Source organism: Chitinophaga barathri, from assembly GCF_003807585.1.
Taxonomy (GTDB): Bacteria; Bacteroidota; Bacteroidia; order Chitinophagales; family Chitinophagaceae; genus Chitinophaga; species Chitinophaga barathri.
In genome coordinates this window covers 325551-344960 of sequence record NZ_RMBX01000009.1, presented here as the reverse complement: position 1 = coordinate 344960, position 19410 = coordinate 325551, and the positions used below count along the sequence as shown (strand labels likewise).

Annotated in this window: 13 protein-coding genes; 7 read left to right on the top strand and 6 right to left on the bottom strand. The window is 54.2% G+C overall.

Annotation, left to right across the window (positions count from 1 at the left end):
- Positions 1 to 304: 304 nt before the first annotated feature.
- Together EG028_RS17750 and EG028_RS17745 are read right to left on the bottom strand one after the other, a co-directional pair.
- Positions 305 to 1843: an acyl-CoA carboxylase subunit beta gene (locus EG028_RS17750; protein ID WP_120517707.1), complete on the bottom strand. Its 1539-nt coding sequence runs from the start codon at positions 1841 to 1843 to the stop codon at positions 305 to 307.
- A gap of 23 nt (positions 1844 to 1866) precedes the next feature.
- Positions 1867 to 2322 carry a hypothetical protein gene (locus EG028_RS17745; RefSeq protein WP_120517708.1) on the bottom strand — a complete coding sequence of 152 codons (456 nt, stop codon included), beginning with the start codon at positions 2320 to 2322 and terminating at the stop codon, positions 1867 to 1869.
- A 110-nt stretch (positions 2323 to 2432) separates the two neighbouring features.
- Here EG028_RS17745 and EG028_RS17740 point away from each other — a divergent pair, with 110 nt between their 5' ends.
- From EG028_RS17740 to EG028_RS17725, 4 genes are all read left to right on the top strand, one after another.
- Positions 2433 to 3410 (top strand): LuxE/PaaK family acyltransferase, encoded by a 978-nt coding sequence (locus tag EG028_RS17740; RefSeq protein ID WP_120517709.1) that lies wholly within the window; start codon positions 2433 to 2435, stop codon positions 3408 to 3410.
- A gap of 53 nt (positions 3411 to 3463) precedes the next feature.
- A complete protein-coding gene (locus tag EG028_RS17735) occupies positions 3464 to 4321 on the top strand; it encodes a hypothetical protein (RefSeq protein WP_120517710.1) in 858 nt (285 codons plus the stop codon).
- A 665-nt stretch (positions 4322 to 4986) separates the two neighbouring features.
- Complete coding sequence (locus EG028_RS17730; RefSeq protein ID WP_120517711.1) at positions 4987 to 5625, top strand: YceI family protein; 639 nt, start codon at positions 4987 to 4989, stop codon at positions 5623 to 5625.
- 444 nt (positions 5626 to 6069) lie between these two features.
- The gene (locus tag EG028_RS17725) at positions 6070 to 7395 is read left to right on the top strand and encodes a DEAD/DEAH box helicase (RefSeq protein WP_120517712.1); all 1326 of its coding nucleotides are present in this window, start codon (positions 6070 to 6072) and stop codon (positions 7393 to 7395) included.
- Between the two features lie 222 nt (positions 7396 to 7617).
- Here the strand turns inward: EG028_RS17725 and EG028_RS17720 are convergent, their stop codons facing one another.
- Positions 7618 to 9816: a B12-binding domain-containing radical SAM protein gene (locus tag EG028_RS17720; RefSeq protein ID WP_120517906.1), complete on the bottom strand. Its 2199-nt coding sequence runs from the start codon at positions 9814 to 9816 to the stop codon at positions 7618 to 7620.
- A 66-nt stretch (positions 9817 to 9882) separates the two neighbouring features.
- On the opposite strand from EG028_RS17720, the gene EG028_RS17715 reads away from it, so the two are divergent.
- Entirely contained in the window at positions 9883 to 11907 is a 2025-nt protein-coding gene (locus EG028_RS17715) for a TonB-dependent receptor (protein ID WP_120517713.1), read from the top strand.
- A gap of 106 nt (positions 11908 to 12013) precedes the next feature.
- On the opposite strand, the gene EG028_RS17710 is transcribed toward EG028_RS17715, so the two are convergent.
- The 3 genes from EG028_RS17710 to EG028_RS17700 all read right to left on the bottom strand — a co-directional run bounded on the left by EG028_RS17710 (position 12014) and on the right by EG028_RS17700 (position 17687).
- On the bottom strand, positions 12014 to 12643 hold the full coding sequence (locus EG028_RS17710; protein WP_120517714.1) for a response regulator transcription factor: 630 nt from the start codon (positions 12641 to 12643) through the stop codon (positions 12014 to 12016).
- Positions 12644 to 12731: 88 nt separating this feature from the next.
- Positions 12732 to 15683 carry a sensor histidine kinase gene (locus tag EG028_RS17705; protein WP_123864707.1) on the bottom strand — a complete coding sequence of 984 codons (2952 nt, stop codon included), beginning with the start codon at positions 15681 to 15683 and terminating at the stop codon, positions 12732 to 12734.
- A gap of 96 nt (positions 15684 to 15779) precedes the next feature.
- Positions 15780 to 17687 carry an AAA domain-containing protein gene (locus EG028_RS17700; protein WP_120517716.1) on the bottom strand — a complete coding sequence of 636 codons (1908 nt, stop codon included), beginning with the start codon at positions 17685 to 17687 and terminating at the stop codon, positions 15780 to 15782.
- Between the two features lie 68 nt (positions 17688 to 17755).
- Here EG028_RS17700 and EG028_RS17695 point away from each other — a divergent pair, with 68 nt between their 5' ends.
- Together EG028_RS17695 and EG028_RS17690 are read left to right on the top strand one after the other, a co-directional pair.
- Positions 17756 to 18322 (top strand): RNA polymerase sigma factor, encoded by a 567-nt coding sequence (locus tag EG028_RS17695; RefSeq protein ID WP_120517717.1) that lies wholly within the window; start codon positions 17756 to 17758, stop codon positions 18320 to 18322.
- Between the two features lie 57 nt (positions 18323 to 18379).
- The gene (locus tag EG028_RS17690; protein WP_120517718.1) at positions 18380 to 19372 is read left to right on the top strand and encodes a FecR family protein; all 993 of its coding nucleotides are present in this window, start codon (positions 18380 to 18382) and stop codon (positions 19370 to 19372) included.
- Positions 19373 to 19410 lie beyond the last annotated feature (38 nt).

Sequence of the window (19410 nt, the reverse complement as noted above, 5' to 3'; positions counted from 1 at the left end):
TCTGGCGCTTATAGCAGTAGCCAATAAACTGATTAAACAAGCCTTTGCAATAGCCACTACCCATACAGTATATGATAAAAATTATCTAAATAATAGTTGTTTTTAAACACAGTTCATTGCGAGGAGCAGCAGGGGATTTGTGCAGGAGCCGCGACGAAGCAATCTCCATATATTGGAGTACGTCACCTCAATGAAGGAGATTGCTTCGTCGCCCACCCGCTTTAGCGCTGCTGCTCCTCGCAATGACGGGCTTTGCGCGTAAAAACAAAAAAGCCCCGGCATATCGCCGGGGCTTTTCTAAATATTATAACGGGATGTTCCCGTGTTTTTTCTTCGGCATGTTCACCACTTTATTCTCCAGCATCTTATACCCCCTGATGAGTTTTTCCCTGGTTTCTTCAGGGCTCACCACTTCGTCGATATATCCTTTTTCAGCTGCGAGGTAAGGATTAGCGAAACGTTCGGTATAGTCAGCCACGAGTTCGTTCATGCGGGCTTCTTTGTCCGTGGCGGTATCGATCTCTTTTTTGAAGATGATCTCCACGGCCCCTTTCGGCCCCATTACGGCGATCTCCGCCTGCGGGAAGGCAAAGTTCAGGTCCGCCCCGATGTGTTTGGAATTCATCACGCAGTATGCGCCGCCGTAAGCCTTACGGGTGGTCACGGTGATCTTGGGCACGGTGGCCTCGCTGAGGGCGAAAAGCAGTTTGGCGCCGTTTGTAATGATGCCGTTCCACTCCTGGTCCGTGCCGGGAAGGAAGCCGGGTACATCCACGAGTACGAGCAGCGGGATATTAAACGCGTCGCAGAAGCGGGTGAACCGCGCGCCTTTCACGGAAGCGTGAATGTCCAGCACGCCGGCCAGCACAGCGGGCTGATTGGCTACGATGCCGATGCTCCTGCCCGCGATACGCGCGAAACCTACGATGATATTGTCCGCAAAGTCTTTATGTACTTCCAGGAAACTGCCCGCATCCGTCAGTTCCGAGATCACCTCCTTCATATCGTAAGGCTGGTTCGGATTTTCGGGGATCATGTTATTGAGCGCGGGACGGCTTTCGTTGCCGCCTTCGTAAGGGTACACGGGAGCGGTATCTTCACAGTTCTGCGGCATGTAACTCAGCATCTCCTTGATGTTGCGGATGCACTCCACTTCATTGGCGCAGGCAAAATGCGTGACGCCGCTTTTGGTGGCGTGTGTATGCGCACCGCCGAGTGCTTCGCTGGTCACTTCTTCATGCGTAACGGTCTTTACCACGTTGGGGCCGGTTACGAACATATAGGAAGTGTTTTCCACCATCAGGATAAAGTCTGTAATAGCAGGGGAATACACGGCTCCGCCGGCGCAGGGCCCCATAATGGCGGATATTTGGGGGATCACGCCGGAAGCGCGGGTATTGCGGTAAAAGATGTCCGCATAACCGGCAAGGCTCACCACGCCTTCCTGGATGCGCGCACCGCCGCTGTCGTTCAGGCCCACGAGAGGTGCGCCGTTTTCCATGGCAAGGTCCATCACGCGGCAGATCTTGCGGGCATGCGGCTCGGAAAGGCTGCCGCCGTATACGGTGAAATCCTGGGAAAACACATACACCAGCCGGCCGTTCACGGTGCCATAACCGGTCACCACCCCGTCTCCGGGAAACTGCTCCTGGTCTGTGGTCATACCTTTATTGCGGTTGTGCACAAACATGCCCAGTTCTTCAAAAGAGCCCTCGTCCAGCAAAAGCGTTAATCTTTCACGGGCCGTCAGTTTACCTTTTTTGTGCTGGGAATCGATGCGTGCCTGTCCGCCGCCGAGCTGTGCTTCGGCGATCTTGGACTGTAGTTCCTGGATTTTGCTCATTATGTAAAAATACGGAAAGCGCCTTAATAGTGGATCGCCACTTTAGGCAGGCGGAGAGTATCGGATACGTTGCCCGCTTTGTCCACGATATACACCTTCAGCTGGCTGGTATCGGGATTGGTTACCGGGTTGGGATTGTTGCCGCGAAGGCGCAGGAAATTGCTTTGGTTCACATCGCTTACGATGAGGGTAAGCTCTGCTTTCAGCTTGGTGCCGCTATGGCTTTCCAGGCCGGGCATCAGCATGTAATCATATTTGGTGGAATCCTGGCGGTAAATGTCGGTTACGAAAAATTCGCCTTCCGTATCACCATCGCCATCCTGGAGGTCGAAAAGATAATGGATCTCGTTCACGTCCGTGGGAATGTCTTCCATCGTCACTGATTTGAACGTCAGGATCGGTCTTTTGCCGCTGTCCCCTTCTTTTTTGCAAGCGAAGAAACCAAAGGCTATAGCGGATAAAAGTATTATTTTCTTCATATAACAAACCTACATTAAAATGACCAAAAGGCAAAACACCCTGAATTATAAACGTCAGGACCGCCGGTTTGTTACATATACCTGCCGGTATTCGTAAATTTGCTCCCCAGATGAAGGACGCATTCGCAGACAGGATATTTTCAGCAAAGGACCCGATGGCCCTGGCACCCGAGCTTTTCCGCTACCAGTACGGGCAGAATGCCCTTTACCGGGCGTATGTGGACGCCCTGCGGGTAAACCCCGCCGGGGTGCATACCCCGGAGCAGATCCCCTTTTTGCCCATCCGCTTTTTTAAGACCCATCCCGTCGTGTGCGGGGAGTTTGAACCGGAAGCCGTATTTGAAAGCAGCGGCACCACGCAGACGCAGAACAGCCGGCACCTGGTGAAAGACACGGGCATCTATACACGCAGCTTTATGGACGCCTTCCGCCGCTTTTACGGCCCCGTGGAAGACTTTGTGGTACTGGGTCTGCTGCCTTCCTACCTGGAGCGGCGGCATTCCTCGCTGGTGTACATGGTGCAGGAGATGATCACCCGCAGCCATCACCCCGAAAGCGGTTTTTACCTGTACGAACACGATAAACTGGCCGATACCTTACTGGCCCTCGAAGCCCGCCGCCAGCCCGTGCTGCTCATCGGCGTCACCTTCGCCCTGCTGGATTTCGCGGAAGCTTTCCGCCTCGGCCTGCGCCATACCATCGTGATGGAAACCGGGGGCATGAAAGGCCGCCGGGAAGAATGGACGCGCGAAGAACTGCACGCCTTCCTCATGGAAAGACTGGGCGTGCCCGCCATCCACGCGGAATACGGCATGACCGAACTGCTCAGCCAGGCCTACTCCAAAGGCCAGGGCCGCTTCAGCTGCCCGCCCTGGATGAAGGTGCTGGTGCGGGACGAAAACGATCCTTTCGACCTTTCCGCCGCTTCCGCCTCCGGCGTGATCAACGTTATAGACCTCGCCAATATCCATTCCTGCGCCTTCATTGCCACGGACGACATCGGCCGGCTGCACGCGGACGGCAGCTTTGAAGTACTCGGCCGCCTGGATCACTCCGCGCTCCGCGGTTGCAGTTTAATGGTTAGCTAGTATGGCGTTTTAGAATAATATGTTTACCTTGCCGGGAGAATTCACCAGCACCTATGAAAAGACCTATCCTCCTGGCATTGGTAATGTTCCTCTGTATGCCGGCCCTTCACGCCCAGCTGCTCAAAAAACTGACCGGCAAAAAGAAACAGCCCGTGGAAACGGAAGAGGGCATAGACGACACTTTCCCGCAGGCGCGAAGCAGCTCCAAAAAAACAGCACCGGACCCTTCCCTGGTCATCGGCGGGGAAGAAGGCGTGGAAATAGATTCCTCCTATGAATACGACTGGGCCGTATACCAGGAAAGCGAGGCCTTCCAGGGCAGCCAGCGGGTGATAGACGGCGGGGAAGATATCGTGATCTATTACAGCAGCACCCAGGCGGCGTTCAGCATCCAGCTCAAAAGCCGGAGCACCGGCACCAAATATCATTTTTACGGGGACTTCGGGAAAGAATCGCAGCTGATGCTGGCCGGTGTGGGCGGCATTGCCAGCGGGGACAAAACGAAACTGCAACTGGACGGCATGGAGCCTGTGTATCCGGGCGAGATAGGGTACCTCAGCCAGCTGAAGCGGACGGGCAGTAAAAAAGTGATCGCAGGGGTGGCCTGCGAGGAATACGTGGCGCACAATCTCCGGCAGGATCCACGGGTGGTGAATACCAATCATTCCAAAGTAACCGCCTATGTATGGATACCGATGGACCCGCACGCCGTGTTCCCCGGGTACAGCCTGATGCCGGATCATTTTAAGATACAGATAGAACGGATGCGCATAGCAGGGTCCTACCCGCCGGTGGTGATGCCGCTGGAAATGTTCCTGGAATACGGTAACGGGGATAAGGTATTTACCCACACCACACACATCATCGTGAATGAAAGGAGGAAGGTGGAGCTGGGGGACATCAACAAATAAACATACCCTGTACGCTCACCCGGAGGGGCGTCTGAAGAGGCATTCTTTCATGGGGGATGCGGACAGACCTTCGTGTTAACTCGCATATTGATCAGCAAGATATTTGCAGCAATTAGCGAACTGTTTATATGAAAAAGTTATGGGTTTGCGTTGGTTTCTGCTGGTTTCACGGAATGGCCACAAAAGAAGGCGGAAGTAGCGCGACATATTTGTGGGGGTGTACGCAGTAAACAGTTTTTGGTATGATATGAATATAAAAAGATCGGGGCGTATAAACTATTTTATCTTAGCCGTTTTTTGCTTATATTTTAGAAGACGGCAAAAAGCCGGTATCCGAACCGGCCATTTGCACTTAAGCTGATCAAAAGGTTTCCGTTTTTAATGCTTTTAAAAGAAAAATAAGGGCGTTCCCGGGATGATACGTTCAGGGGCAAACGAATGGAAGGAAGGCCGGCCCCGCATGTTAAGATTGGCGGAAAAGAACATGCGGATTGACAGCTCTAAAGTATACGCTGAAGTGTAAAACTTATGTGAAATGTTTGTGAAGCAAATGCTAAAAATAACAGCCGCCTCCGGGTTAGTCCACTTATATTGTAGGGAATTAGGTAATTTGAGCCGGATTCATCAACTTACACGCACTATCAACATTTAAAACCAAACCACACATGCGACGTTTAGCCACTTTATTATTTATCAGCGGGGCCACCATCCTGATGTCCTTTGCCGTGCCCGCCAGTGAAAACCCTGTAAAGACCGCCGCACATGCCAAAACAGCTTATGCCGTTTACCAGGTAGACAACACACAGAGCAAACTGGCCTGGAGCGCCAAAAAGGTAACCGGTTCGCACGCCGGCGCCATCAACGTATCCGCCGGCCAGCTGGATATTGACAACAACGTATTAAAAGGAGGAAGTTTCACCCTGGATACCCGTACCATCACCGTTACCGATATCACCAATGCGGATATGAACGGCAAGCTGGTAGGCCACCTGAAAAGCGATGACTTTTTCTCTGTTGAAAAACATCCCAACGCTACATTCGTGATCACCAGCGCCACTTCCAAAGGCGGCGGCAATTACGATGTAACCGGCAACCTCACCATCAAAGGCATTACCAATCCCGTTTCTTTCCCTGCTACCGTAACCGTAGCCGGCGGCAAAGCCACCGCGAAAGCGACCGTAACGGTAGACCGTACCAAATTCGACATCAAGTACCGCTCTAAGAATTTCTTCGAAAACCTGGGAGATAAGGCCATTTATGATGACTTTACCCTGGACGTGACGCTGGTAGCCAACGCGAAATAAATTGGAAGGAACGGCCTTAAAACCGCTTTTTTACTGAAAAGGGGATCATACTCAATAACGTATGGTCCCCTTTTTCTTTGGGTTAAAATGAGAAAATAACACCAGTGCCCTCCCCCGAATACCCTTATTTCACCGCCATTCCCTACTAAATCACTAGGAAATAAGCCTCCCTCAGACCGGCCATGGGACTGCATTTGACTGGCAAGCCTACTGACATCCTACTGACATCCTTCGGTCATCCTTCGGTGGTGTTCGGTCGTGGCAAGGGTTTGAGGGTGTTTCACCGAAGGATGGCCGAAGGATTGCCGGAGGATCACCGAAGGATAAAGGGAAGTTGATGGTTGGCCACTGGTAGGATTTTCAGTTTTTAACCCTCTTTCCCGCCGCCGGGCCATATTCCGCCTAAATTGGCGTACTTTTGCGGCTTAATTCTACCGGCACAATATGACTTTCAACGATCTGAACCTTAACAAACCACTGCTTTCCGCCCTGCAGGACCTGCAGGTAACCACCCCCACCACCATCCAGCACAAGGTGTTTTCCGTGGTGATGAGCGGCCAGGATGTATGCGGCATCGCGCAGACGGGCACGGGCAAAACCTTTGCTTACCTGCTGCCCTGCCTGCGCCAGTGGGTGTTTACCAAAGACCGTTTCCCGCAGGTACTGATCGTAGTACCTACCCGTGAACTGGTGGTGCAGGTAGTGGAGTCCGTGAAAAAACTCACGACCTATATGAACGTGGAAGTAGCCGGTTTTTACGGCGGTACGAATATGAACCCGCAAATGGCCACCGCAGAAGGCAAGCTGGACGTAGTGGTAGCCACCCCGGGCCGCCTGGTGGACATCGTGCTGAGCGGCGCCCTCAAACTGAAGAATATCAAAAAACTGGTGATAGATGAAGTGGACGAAATGCTGAACCTCGGCTTTCGCACACAACTGAAAAACATCCTGGACCTGCTGCCGGTAAAACGGCAGAACCTCATGTTCTCCGCCACCATCACCCCCGAGGTGGAAGCCCTCATTACAGAGTTCTTCAACCATCCCGCCGTGATAGAAGCGGCGCCCGCCGGCTCACCGTTGACGAACATTGCGCAGAGCGTTTACCATGTGCCGAACTTCAACACCAAGGTGAACCTGCTGGAACTGATGCTGAAAGAGGAAACGGACATGAGCAAGGTGCTGCTGTTCGTAAGTACCAAACAACTGGCGGACCAGCTGTTTGAACGCCTGGAAGCGGATATGCCGGGCAAAGTAGGGGTGATACACTCGAACAAGGAACAGAATTACCGTTTTAACTCCGTAAACCAGTTCCAGGCGGGGAATTTCCGCCTGCTAATCGCAACGGACATTATTGCGCGCGGGCTGGATATTTCCGAAGTGACGCATGTGATCAATTTCGATATGCCGGAGCAGCCGGAAAGTTACGTGCACCGCATCGGCCGTACGGGCCGCCAGGACAAACGCGGCAACGCCATCAGTTTTGTGACGGAAAGTGAAATAGAACAGCTCGGGAAAGCGGAAGCGGTGATGAATTACAAAGTGCCGGTGGCGCCGTTGCCGGAGCACCTGGAGATCTCCACTGTGCTTACCAAAGCGGAGATACCGGAAGTGATCGTGCCGAACATTGTGCTGAAGAAACCCAAACGTGAATCAGGCGCGGCGTTCCACGAAAAGTCCGCGAAGAACCAGAAGGTGAACGTAAAGATCAGCCACAAGGATAAGATGATGAAAAAATACGGTAAACCGAAAAGTCGCGGTAAAAAGAAATAAGATAAGATCGTCATTGCGAGGAGCAGCAGGGGATTTTGTGCGGGAGCCGCGACGAAGCAATCTCCAAATATTGGAGTACGTCACTTCGGCGAAGGAGATTGCTTCGTCGCCCCACCCGCTTTAGCCCTGCTGCTCCTCGCAATGACGAATATTTCCGCATGACGAATATTCCCCACATGACGGATATTTCTCGCAATGACGAATATTCCTCGTAATGACGGATCATAGATTCAGCAGCCCGAATTTATACAGGTTATTCACCGGTTTGTTGTCCCAGAACAGCTCAAAGTCTTCCAGCCCCGCCGCCGCGTAATTGTCTTTTACTTCCTGTAAAGTGAGCGTTTTGGGCTGGCTCACGGACACTTTTTCCAGTATCCCCGCCAGCCAGAGGCCCTGCTGCTGGTCCACGCTGATATTGATCTTTTCTTTCCTGTTCTGGAAAGTGAGGGAAGTTACTTCCCAGGTATTGCCTTTTTTGCTTTTGGTATAGGTCTCCACCTGCGGCTTTTTGCCGAGCCATACGATCTTGGCGGTGGGTTTGGCGGAAGCGAGTTGGTCTTCCATCAATGCATTCACGATATAATCGGGGGCGATCTTTGTTTTGGGTACTTTGAACTCGAACCACTTCTGCAAAGGATCGTCCAGGCAGAGGCCGTGCATGTAGTTGAAGAGCGATTTTTTCAGACCGAAACTGAAGGTCTCGTGATCCGCGCCGGTTTCGTCTATATGCTGGAGGTCGTTGTTTGCAAAGGCGCCCATGGCTTCGGTTTCTTTTCTCACCTTAAACTTGGCCGGTTCCAGTCCCACGGGGCTGTGGGCGGTCATGGTGAAGAGATGCCAGAAGGCGGATTGAAGAATGCCTGCTTTGAACATCTGCCGCACCATTTCCAGCGAATCGATGGTTTCCTGCGCGGTCTGTGTGGGGAAGCCGAACATCAGGTAGGCGTGCACCATGATGCCTGCTTCTGTAAAATTGCGGTTCACCTGCGCTACCTGCGCCACGGTAATGCCTTTTTGTATCATCTCCAGCAGCCTGTCCGAGGCCACTTCCAGCCCGCCGCTCACGGCGATGCAGCCGGATTCTTTCAGCAGGAAGCAGAGGTCGCGGCTGAAACTTTTTTCGAAACGGATATTGGTCCACCAGCTCACGGTGAGTTTCCGCCGGATGATCTCCAGCGCCAGCGCGCGCATGAGCGCGGGAGGGGCGGCTTCGTCCACGAAATGGAAACCGGTTTCCCCGGTCTGTTTAATGATCTCTTCCATCCGGTCCACCAGCAGCGAAGCGGCTACGGGCTCGTAAAGGCGGATGTAATCCAGCGAGATGTCGCAGAAGGTGCATTTGCCCCAGTAACATCCGTGCGCCATGGTGAGTTTGTTCCAGCGGCCGTCGCTCCACATGCGGTGCATGGGGTTCACCACTTCTATCGCGGAAATATATTGATCTAAAAGGAAATCGCTGTAATCGGGCGTGCCTACCTGGCCTTGTTTGTAATCGGCGCAGCTTTGGTTGTTGAAGTAGGTCACTTCGCCGTTTACCAGTGTAAAAGTGCGCTTCAGATCCTGTTGCGTTTTAGCCCCGGTGATGTAGCCGTAAAGGTTCTCGATGGGGGCCTCGCCATCGTCCAGTGTGATAAAATCGTAAAATTCGAACACGCGCGGGTCCGTGAGCGAGCGTAGTTCGGTATTGGCAAAACCGCCACCCATAGCCACTTTTACCTGCGGGTAATGAGCTTTGATCCACTGGCCGCAGCGCAGGGAAGTGTACAGGTTTCCCGGGAACGGCACGGAAATGGCTACCATAGCTGGTTGTACCATGGCCATCCGTTCCGAGAGAATGCGGATGAGTATTTCGTCTATGTATGTGTAAGGCTGCTGAAGGGCGTCATACAGTTCGTCGAAACTGTTGGCGGAGCGGGCGAGTTTTTCAGCGTACCGGCTGAAACCGAAATGTTCGTCCACGCACTCCATGATCAGGTCGCTGAGGTCTTCCAGGTACATGGTGGCCAGGTGTTTGGCCTTGTCCTGGGTGCCCATGGAGCCGAATGCCCAGCCAAGGTCTTCCAGCTGCGCAAAACGGCCTGCTTCGGGCAGGAAGTCGCGTTTGCAGATACGGTGCGCCAGGGTGGGGTTGTGGCCCTGGAGGAAATGGATCACATCGTCTATGGTATGAATATAGTCGTCTTCCAGGGCAAGGATGCGGGAAATATTGTCGGAGAAGGTATCACCGCCCTGGTGGATACGTTCGAACAGCTGCTGTAAACCGTTTTTGGAGAAGAGCGCCACGGTCACCTCGATACCCAGGTCCGCCTGGAAAGCGGGGATGTTTTTGGTATTCAGGAAACCTTTCAGGTAGGCTGTGGCCGGGTAAGGCGTGTTCAGCTGTGTAAAAGGTGGTGTGATCAGGAAAACGGAAGCGCTCAAATCAATCAGTTTAAACAGCAAAAATATCACTAATTCATTAAACAGGGATTTCCTATTTTACGGACTATGTTTTCCATCCGAACCTTGACGGCCCTTTTTGCCCTGGCTTTTTCCCTACCGGTTGTGGCCCAGACCGATACTACCACGCTCGGCGGCATAACCGTGCATGGTTACTCACAACAGCGGGAGCTGGTGAAGGTGCCGGCGGCGGTGAGCCTTGTGCGTCCGCAGGACCTGCAGCGGCTCTCCGGCCAGTCTATCCTGCCCGCGCTCAATGCTTTGCCCGGTGTGAGGATGGAAGAACGTTCGCCCGGCAGTTACCGGCTCAATATCCGTGGCAGTTCACTGCGTTCGCCTTTTGGGGTCCGGAATGTGAAGACGTATTACAACGGGTTGCCTTTCACGGACCCGGGTGGCAATACTTACCTGAACCAGTTTGCGGTAGGCAGTTTTACAGATATGGAAATTCTGAAAGGCCCCGGCAGCAGTTTGTACGGAGCGGGCACCGGCGGCGTATTGCTGGCGGACAACGATTTTGGGGAAACGGACCATTTTACCGCGGGGTATACCGGCGGCAGCTATGGCAGCCATCTTGTGGCGGGAAGGGGCAATTGGGGAAATGAACAGTTCCGCCAGCAGGCGATGCTGAGCTGGCAGGAATCCAACGGTTACCGCGCGCAGACCTATATGCACCGCAGTGTGGCGGGCTGGGGCGGTCAGTGGAAACCCAATGACAAAGCAACATTTGAAGGCCATGTGCTGTTCGGCGATCTTTTTTATGAAACGCCTGGCGGGCTCACACTGGCGCAATACGAAGCAGATAAAAGACAGGCAAGGCCGGCAGGCGGGGGATTCCCGTCTGCCGCGCAGGCACATGCGGCCATTCACCAGCAGACGCTTTGGGGCGGGTTGCAGTTTGGTTATAGATGGAATGAACACTGGCAGCAAACTACCGGTGTGTACGGCGCATTCAGCACGCTGGAAAATCCCACGATCCGTAATTATGAAAAACGCAGGGAGCCGCATTTCGGTGGTAGAACAGTATTCACCTATGCCCGTTCCATCCTGCGCGTAACGGCGGGCGGAGAGATACAGCACGGCAATTTCTCCACGAAAGTATTTACGAATGCAGACGGTGAGCCGGGTACATTGCAGACAGACGATAAGATCAACAATACCCTATACTCGCTTTTCCTGCAACCGGAACTGCTGCTTCCGCATGGCTGGACCATCACGGCGGGCATCAGCATGAACAATACACGGACCGCATTTACCCGCGTATCCGAAACGCCGGTATTCAAATTCACCAGCCGGTATAAAAACGAATGGGCGCCAAGGTTTGCCGTGATGAAACAGATACATCCCTGGGCAAATGTGTACGCGGTGGTGTCTAAGGGGTTCAGCCCGCCCACCGTGGCGGAACTATTACCAAGCACCAGCGTGATCAACACCACTTTGCAGGCCGAGAAAGGCTGGAATTACGAAGCGGGTGTGCGGGGTGGTGGTAAAGGAGGATTCTGGTATGACGTGAACGTGTTCTGGTTCCGTTTGCAGGATGCCATTGTGCAGCGCAGGGATGCCTCAGGCGCGGATTACTTCGAAAACGCGGGTGCTACGACGCAGAAAGGATTTGAGGCGCTGTTGCAATACCGGTTCAATACATTGCTGGCGCTTCGCGGAGCCTATACCTATTACCATTTCCGCTACGACGAATTCCGCCAGCAGGATAAAGTATATGACGGCAACGTACTGCCAGGCACGCCTGCGAATACAGTGTCCGCAACTGCGGATTTCGGCTTTACGCCGGCCATTCACCTTTTTCTCACTTACCAGTATAACAGTGATACCTGGCTGAACGATGCGAATACAGACAAGGCAACTTCCTTTCACCTGCTGGGTATAAAGGCGCAATACACGTACTCACGGCAGAACAAATGGTGGGCGGAGATATTTGCCGGAGCTGAAAACCTGCTGGATGAAACCTATAGCCTTGGCAACGATATCAACGCGGCAGCCGGGCGTTATTACAATACCGCGCCCGGCCGCAACTTCTACGCTGGTTTCAGGATAGGGATAGATGGGAAAAAATAAACCGCATAAAATAACAAACCCGGACAAACTTTCATTTGCCCGGGCTGCACTTTGCTATACTAGGGAATATAGGACGTAATGCATGATTTCCGTTCATGCGTTATAGTTATGTGTGTTTTCTGTACTTGCCAGAGATCAACGCATGGCGGCTGTTCACTTCCAGTTTCTGGTAAATATTCTTGATATGCGTCTTGACTGTTTCCAGTGAAATATCCAGGCGAATAGCGGTTTCTTTGTTGGTAAGGCCTTCTTCTATGGCCTGGAGTATCTGTGATTCCCTCGGTGTGAGGTTCTCTTCCAGGTTTTCGGCGGACCTGGGATTAAAATAAGCCACTACTTTACGGGCTACTCCGGGAGACATGGGAGCGCCGCCGTCGCGGAGGCTTATCAGTCCTTCCCTGATCTTTTGCAGGGGAGTTTGTTTCAGCAGGTAACCGGTGGCCCCGGCGCAAAGGGCCTGGAATATCTTTTCAGGATCGTCGTATACCGTGAGCATCACTACCTGGCAGCGCGGGGCGCGGCGTTTGATGCGGTGGATGCCCTGGATGCCCGATTCGCCGGGCAGGCCGATGTCCGACAATACCATATCGAGATTCACCTGCCCGTCCCATGCTTCCATGAAGGCGGCTACGTCTCCCGCGCTGACGGCGCAGGTAAAGCCGGGCTGCCGTGAGAAGTAATCGGTCAAGGTATGCCTGATCTCTGCGTCGTCTTCCAGGATTCCCAGGTAAATCATGTTGTAAAGATGTATAATACGGTTGAAAGAAGCACTCCCTCTTTTGGGGGAGGGTGTATTATGAAAATGTTCCCCCGGCAAGTGCCGTTCACCAGGGTACGGAAAGCGTCACTTCAAAAGAACCCTGCCGCGCGCTGGTTTTTACTTCGCCTTTCATACGCCCCGCCCGCAGCTGCATATGATGCAGGCCCTGGCCGCCCTGATAGGTGCCTATGGAGCGCACCGGCTCCTCGCAGGGATTCTGTACCCGGAGTTCCAGCCGGTTGCCGAAGTGAAGGTCAATATTGATCTTCCCCGCTGAAGTATACCGCGCCGCGTTGTTCACCGCTTCCTTAAAAATGAGAAAAAAGTTCTGCCGCACCATCTGGCTGAGCGCGCGGTCCGCATACTCTCCTGACACCTGGAAGGTGCAGGAAAGTTCCAGCTCCTGCTGCAGCTTCATGACGTAGTCGCGCATACGGCTCACGAGGTCCGCCGCGGTGTCGAACCGGGCGTCTATGGACCATACCATATCGCTCATGGTGGTGAGCGCATCGCGACTGGTATCGGCTATTTTCTGAAGGGCGGAGGCATGTTCTTCTTTCATGCGCAGCAGGTCCGCCTGGAAATAAATACGCGTGAGCGAGCTGCCTACTTCGTCGTGAAGATCGCCGGCTATTTTGGTGCGCAGCTGTTGCTCCCGGAGCATTTGCCGCATGCGGTAGCTGTAAATGAGCCATACGGCGCCCGCTGCCAGCAGCAGGGCCAGCGTGCGGAACCACCAGGTCTGGTACCAGGCGGGGAACACGGTGAGCGGCATGGACAGCAGGGGATGTATGGCACTGCCCGGAGAGATGCGGGCGGCGAGCTGCACGAGGTATTGTCCCGGGTCAAGGCCGGCAAAACTGATCTCCGGCAGCCTTCCCAGTTCTTTCCATCCTTCTTCTCCGAGCCGGTAATAATATTGCAGCTGCCGCCACTCCTGGTCCGGCCCGCCAAAACGCAGGGAGAAATATTCCGTGCCTGGCGCTACTTCCAGGGAACTCATGGTTTTATAAGGAAGGGTATAATCCTGCGACTGCCCTTTGCGGCTGCTGGTGGTGAAGGCGGTGAAATACAGGGTGGGGAAGGCTTTGGTGGTATCCGCCGCCAGCAGCTGCCGTGGGTCGAATGCGGTGAAGCCGTTGATGGTGCCGAAATACATCCGGTCCCCGTCCTGCAGGGCTGCGGAGTGATTAAATTCGTTGGAAGGCAGCTTGTCCAGCCGGGTATAGTTGCGCACGGCATAAGTATCCGTCTGTACCAGGCTCAGGCCATAATCGGTGCCCGCCACTACCTGCCGCCCGGCTAACAGGATCGAATACACGGCATTGCCGGCGAGGCCGCCGGAGGTGTTCACCGTCGCTTCCAGCTTGCCTTTTTCATCCAATACCAGTATGCCGCGCCCGTTGGTGCCCGCCCAGATGCGGCCGTTCACTTCACTGAGACAATACACGCCGGTTTCCGGCTGGCCGGCCAGCGCTTTGTATACTTCACCCGCGGCGGCGTTGTATATAAAAAGCCCGGCGGTGGTGGCGATAAACTTCAGCGGACCTTTAGCAAGCACCTGGTACACCTTTGCGTTCATGATGCGCGCATGGTTGTAGAGCGCGGGCAGCGGCACAATATGGCCTTTGCGGATATTCAGCAGGAACAGGCCACTGTAGGTGCCTGCCCATACCAGCGAATCGTTTTCCCTGTAAAGGCTGGTGGTGTATTTTGCCTGCGACGCAAAGCCGCCGGCAGGAGCGCTTTGTAAGGGGGTAAGGCTACGGCGGGAGATGTTCAGCCACAGCAGCCCGTCGCCTTCAGAGGCGGCCAGCAGCGAATCTTTGCCCCAGGGTAACATAGTGTAAATAAAACGCGGCGCGATAGGCTGGGTACGGCCTGTCTTTTCATCCACAAGGGTGAGCCCGTCCCGGTAATTGCCGATGATCCAGGTGCTGTCCGTATGCCGGTAGATGCAGCGTACGCTGTAAGGCACCGTTTCGGAGGACACAGTGCCCATGTAGTTGTGAAAGGGCGTGTTGGCGGGTTCCAGCACGGCGATGCCTTTACTGAAACTGAAATAGGTCTTTTCGTCCCGGCCGGGGAACATCAACATGCCGGCATTGGTAAAATGCTGCATCACTTCAGGGTCTGTTTCCCGCGTCTGCCCCGTGACAGGGTTAAAGGCGACAAAACCGTATTTATTGACGTAGATGGCCACGTTGCCGTTTTTCATCCGGAAGAAGTTGATCTTCCGGTGAGCGGTGAGCGAATCGTTCACCGGGTGTTTCCACCGGGTGACAGCGCCGGTGGCCATATCGCCGATGTACACGCCGTTGTTCGCCACATTAAAGAACACTTTGCCGCTTTCATGGAAAAGCGCCCTTTCCACAATGGCGTCATCCAGCGCTACCGCCGGGAAGGTGCGGATGATCCGCTGCTGCCGCAGGATGACAAAGCGGCCGTTCACCAGTACCCAGAGTTCTCCTTTTACAGGCTCAGACAGGCCGCCCAGCTGCGCGTTGCTCCCGGGCATCAGTACATTGAAGTCCAGGGCTGGCACCAGCCTGCCTTCGCTGACGCGGTATAATACAGCAGAGTTGGAGATGATATAGATCGTGCCGTCCTGTCCTTCGCTGATGTATTTCACCACCAGGTTCTCCTTTGAATCGGGATGATATTGCCAGGAGGTAGACTTCCAGGTGTGAAGGTCTATCATGGTAAGCCCGTTGGGAGAGCCGGCCCAGATACGGTCCTGGCCGTCCGCCAGCAGGCAGCTGATGGCGTTGCTGATCAGCGCGGGTTTACTGAAGAGGTCGAAAGTAAGGAGGCGGTTGCCGTCGTAGCGGTGCAGGCCGCTGCTGGTGGTGAACCAGATCATCCCTTTGCGGTCTTCCGTTACATGCAGGATGTTCACATCGCGGAGGGATGCCGGCAGGTCCAGAAAACGGAACCGCAGGCCCTCGTGCGCAAACAGCAGGCACGGGCACAAACACAGGCAGCAGAATATCCAGGTACGGATCATAGTATGCATGGTTTGCTGAAAGCGTTCCGGGAATTCACGCGGCGTCTGGGAAGGCCGGTATAGGAGCGTCACCGCTTTCTATGAATAAAAATACGATTTAGCGCTCTAATTTTCCATGTATTCCCATGCGCTGCGGTAGGCGTCCCTCGCTTCGGCATAGGCGATAAAATCGGCGTAAAAGGGCAATTGCGAGAGCGTGGCGCTGTCGCCTATCACCACCAGCTTTTTCCGCGCCCTCGTCATAGCCACATTCATGCGACGCACGTCCGAGAGGAACCCGATCTTGTTTTCCGTATTGCTGCGCGTCATGCTGATGTATACGATATCGCGCTCCTGCCCCTGGAAACTGTCTATCGTATTCACGGAGATCTTGTCGCTGTATGCTTTCAGTACCGGCGAATGTTCCAGCTGTTCCTTCAGCAGGTAGATCTGTTCCTTGTAGGGCGAGATTACCGCGATGGTGGGGAAGTTCTCTTTCTGGTAATGCTGATGTAACACGCCCACCAGCTGTGTGAGGTGTTTAAAAAGGAATGCCGCTTCTTCGGGATTGCTGGTGCTGGTACCTTCTGTTTTTTCATCAAAGCCGCAACCGGCGGTGTCCACAAAAGCCAGCGGGCTTTCATCGGGGTGCAGCAGGTGGCTGGCCACGGAGGCGTGCGCCCTGAGCCTGTCTTTGTAAAAAATGGAAGAAGAATAACCCATGATCGTCTCATGCATACGGTATTGTTCTTCCAGCATTACGACGGCTTCGGGATAACGCGTGGAGCATTTCTCGAGCAGGGTGGTGCTGAGGCCTTTGCGCGCCGCTTCATCCGATTTGATGGTGGGGGACAGCTGGTGATGATCTCCCGCGAGCACTACTTTCTGTCCCTTGAGGATCGGGATCCAGCAGGCGGGCTCCAGGGCCTGGCCGGCTTCGTCTATCACCACCGTCTGGTACTGGCGGCCGCGCACGGTGTAATGGCTGGCGCCTACCAGTGTGGCGGCGACCACCTGCGCTTTGCTGATCACATCGTCTATGATATACTGTTCCGTGTTCTCTACAGACTTCATGATATTCCTGGATTCGGTGAACAGGGCTTTGCGTTGTTCCCTTTCGGACTTGCCGAAGCTGCGTTTGTATTTATGCGCCATGTCGCGGAAGTCATTGGCCTGTTTCTTCAGGCGTTTGATCTCTTTGATACTGGGATGCGCGGATATTTTGCTGTCCAGCGTAAGGGCGCTGAGCCTTTCGGATACGCGGGCGGGGTTGCCTACGCGCAGCACGTTCAGGCCTTCTTCGGAGAGTTTTTCGCTGAGCAGGTCCACCGCGGTATTGCTGGGCGCTACCACCAGCACCTGTTGCGGCTGCTGTGCGATCAGGGCTTTGATGGCCTGTACCAGCGTGGTGGTTTTGCCGGTGCCGGGAGGGCCATGTACAACGGCCACATCGTTGGCGGAGAGTATTTTTTGTACGGCTTCTTTTTGGGAAACGTTCAGGCGGGGATGTTCGAAAGCGGGGGTATCCGTATGAAAAGAGGGCGCCTGCGCGCCGGTGAGGATACGGACCAGCCTGCCTTCGTTTGGCTTCTCCGCCAGTGCGGCGGCCTGTTTGAGGGCGTTCTGCATTTCTTCGTAACTGTTGTCGTCAAAAAGCAGATCGATGCCCAGCTTGCCGCCGTCCGCCCAATCCGGCAGCTCGTCCGTGCGTAGGGTGAGCTTCAGGCGGTTGCCGCTTTGCCATGAAATGACGCCTTCCACATGGTCTTCTTTGGGATTATGATTGGAGAACAGCATGGCAGACGCGCCGAAACGCAGCTGGTGTACGATCTCCTGGTGGGTGGTGCGTTCCAGCTCCACGGTCAGGTAATCTCCCCGGCTCATTTCGGAGCCACGGATGGCAATCGGGTACCAGGTAAGCCCGTTGGCCCTTCTGGCGGTCACGGGGGAGGTTTCCGTAAGCTGGCGGTAGTTTTTTCTGTCTTCTTCCTTTTCTGTTTTCAGCAGGTCCTGCAGCCTTGCAAAATAATCCATCGGGCAAAGGTACGATTAATACTGCCAGCGTTTTACTAACTTCGGCGCCAACTGTTATCACCTTTTACATGACCTTAAACGGCCTGAAAAACATTCCTGATACCGACCTTTGGCAGCTGGCCAGGGAAGGAAACGTGCATGCTTACGGCGAGCTGTACGAGCGGCATTGGGAAGCATTGTACGAAGCCGCTTTCTGGCGTCTGTATGACAAGGACGCGGCAAAAGACATTGTGCAGGAGGTGTTTATTTATTGCTGGCGGAAAAGGGAACAGATAGCGATCAACGAATCCGTGGCGGCATACCTGCGCGCCGCCGTACGTTTTAAGGTGCTCAATTACCTGAAATCGGAAGACGCGAGGGAAAAATACCGCCTGCTGGCAGGGCGGGAATTGCCGCAGATCACTCACTCCACCGAAGAATCCATGGCCGGGGCGGACCTCCGGGCCAGTTACCGCCGCGAGCTGGAACGCCTGCCTGAAAAGATGCGGGAGGTGTTTATAGACAGCAGGGATCATGGCCTCAGTATCCAACAGATCGCGGAGAAACGCTCCATATCCCCGCAAACCGTTAAGAACCAGCTTTCCGGGGCGCTGAAAAAACTGCGTGAAGGGCTGGGGAACTTTTTTATAGAATAATTTTTTCCTCCGCATAGTACTTACCCATTTTAAGGATTGTCTATTACACAACAGCACATGAAAAGACCCGAAGAGCATATTCTGCAATCGCTGCTGGAGAAGCACGCGCTCGGCATTACCACCCCGGAGGAAAGGGCGGTACTGGAGGAATGGTATGCCGCTTTCCCTGAAAAGGGTGCGGTATGGCAGGATGCGGGCGAAAAAGCTGCGGTGAAAAGTGCGCTGAAGGCGGGGATATTTGATGTGATAACGGAGGAGAAGGGAACCGGAGCGGCAGAAGTGACGGAACTCCGGGTTGTAAAACCCCCGCGAAGTATTTACTGGCAGGCGGCCGCCGCGGTGCTGGTATTGCTGGCCACGGGTTTGTTTTTCCTGGCACGCACCGGTACCGAAAGGCCGGGCGGCTATGCGGAAGTAACAGCTCCCGCGGGCAAAGGGGTGATGAAAGTGCAATTGCCGGATCAGTCTGTGATGTGGCTGGAGCCCGGGAGTAAAGTACGTTACCGGCAGGACTTCGGGAACGCGGGCCGTGAAGTGGAGCTGACGGACGGGATGGTGTATTTCTCCGTTTTAACAGAAACGGAACATCCCTTTATCGTGAGCACGACACCGGGCATACAGGTGAGAGTATTGGGAACGGCCTTTACGGTAAAGGCTTACAGCGGGCTCAGGGACGTGCAGATAGCGGTGGAATCCGGCGCCGTGCAGGTGTCTGACAGTAGCGATAAAGTATTGGGCATCCTGAAAGCCGGCGAACAGATCGTATACGAAACCGAAACGCATAACACCCGCAAAACTGCAGGCCCGCGGGAAGACTGGCGAAACGGAAACCTTTTGCTGAACAATGTATCCTTTGCCGAAGTAGCGCGCATCCTGGAGAACCGGTATGGCCTGGAGGTGGAATATGACGAAACCATCATGGCGCCTTACCGTTTTAACCTGCACGCCGGCAGGCAGGCCACGGCGGAAGAAGTGCTGGAGATGCTGAAAGACATCAGCGGGCTGGAATACACGATCGTGAACGGCAAGGTGATCATCAAAGGACAATAATCATTCATTAATTTTTTATATACCATGAAAGGCCGCTG

Bases quoted from the DNA above. Each gene is read 5' to 3' on its own strand.
- EG028_RS17750 (WP_120517707.1), bottom strand. From the start codon at position 1,843: ATGAGCAAAATCCAGGAACTACAGTCCAAGATCGCCGAAGCACAGCTC.
- EG028_RS17745 (WP_120517708.1), bottom strand. From the start codon at position 2,322: ATGAAGAAAATAATACTTTTATCCGCTATAGCCTTTGGTTTCTTCGCT.
- EG028_RS17740 (WP_120517709.1), top strand. From the start codon at position 2,433: ATGAAGGACGCATTCGCAGACAGGATATTTTCAGCAAAGGACCCGATG.
- EG028_RS17735 (WP_120517710.1), top strand. From the start codon at position 3,464: ATGAAAAGACCTATCCTCCTGGCATTGGTAATGTTCCTCTGTATGCCG.
- EG028_RS17730 (WP_120517711.1), top strand. From the start codon at position 4,987: ATGCGACGTTTAGCCACTTTATTATTTATCAGCGGGGCCACCATCCTG.
- EG028_RS17725 (WP_120517712.1), top strand. From the start codon at position 6,070: ATGACTTTCAACGATCTGAACCTTAACAAACCACTGCTTTCCGCCCTG.
- EG028_RS17715 (WP_120517713.1), top strand. From the start codon at position 9,883: ATGTTTTCCATCCGAACCTTGACGGCCCTTTTTGCCCTGGCTTTTTCC.
- EG028_RS17710 (WP_120517714.1), bottom strand. From the start codon at position 12,643: ATGATTTACCTGGGAATCCTGGAAGACGACGCAGAGATCAGGCATACC.
- EG028_RS17705 (WP_123864707.1), bottom strand. From the start codon at position 15,683: ATGCATACTATGATCCGTACCTGGATATTCTGCTGCCTGTGTTTGTGC.
- EG028_RS17700 (WP_120517716.1), bottom strand. From the start codon at position 17,687: ATGGATTATTTTGCAAGGCTGCAGGACCTGCTGAAAACAGAAAAGGAA.
- EG028_RS17695 (WP_120517717.1), top strand. From the start codon at position 17,756: ATGACCTTAAACGGCCTGAAAAACATTCCTGATACCGACCTTTGGCAG.
- EG028_RS17690 (WP_120517718.1), top strand. From the start codon at position 18,380: ATGAAAAGACCCGAAGAGCATATTCTGCAATCGCTGCTGGAGAAGCAC.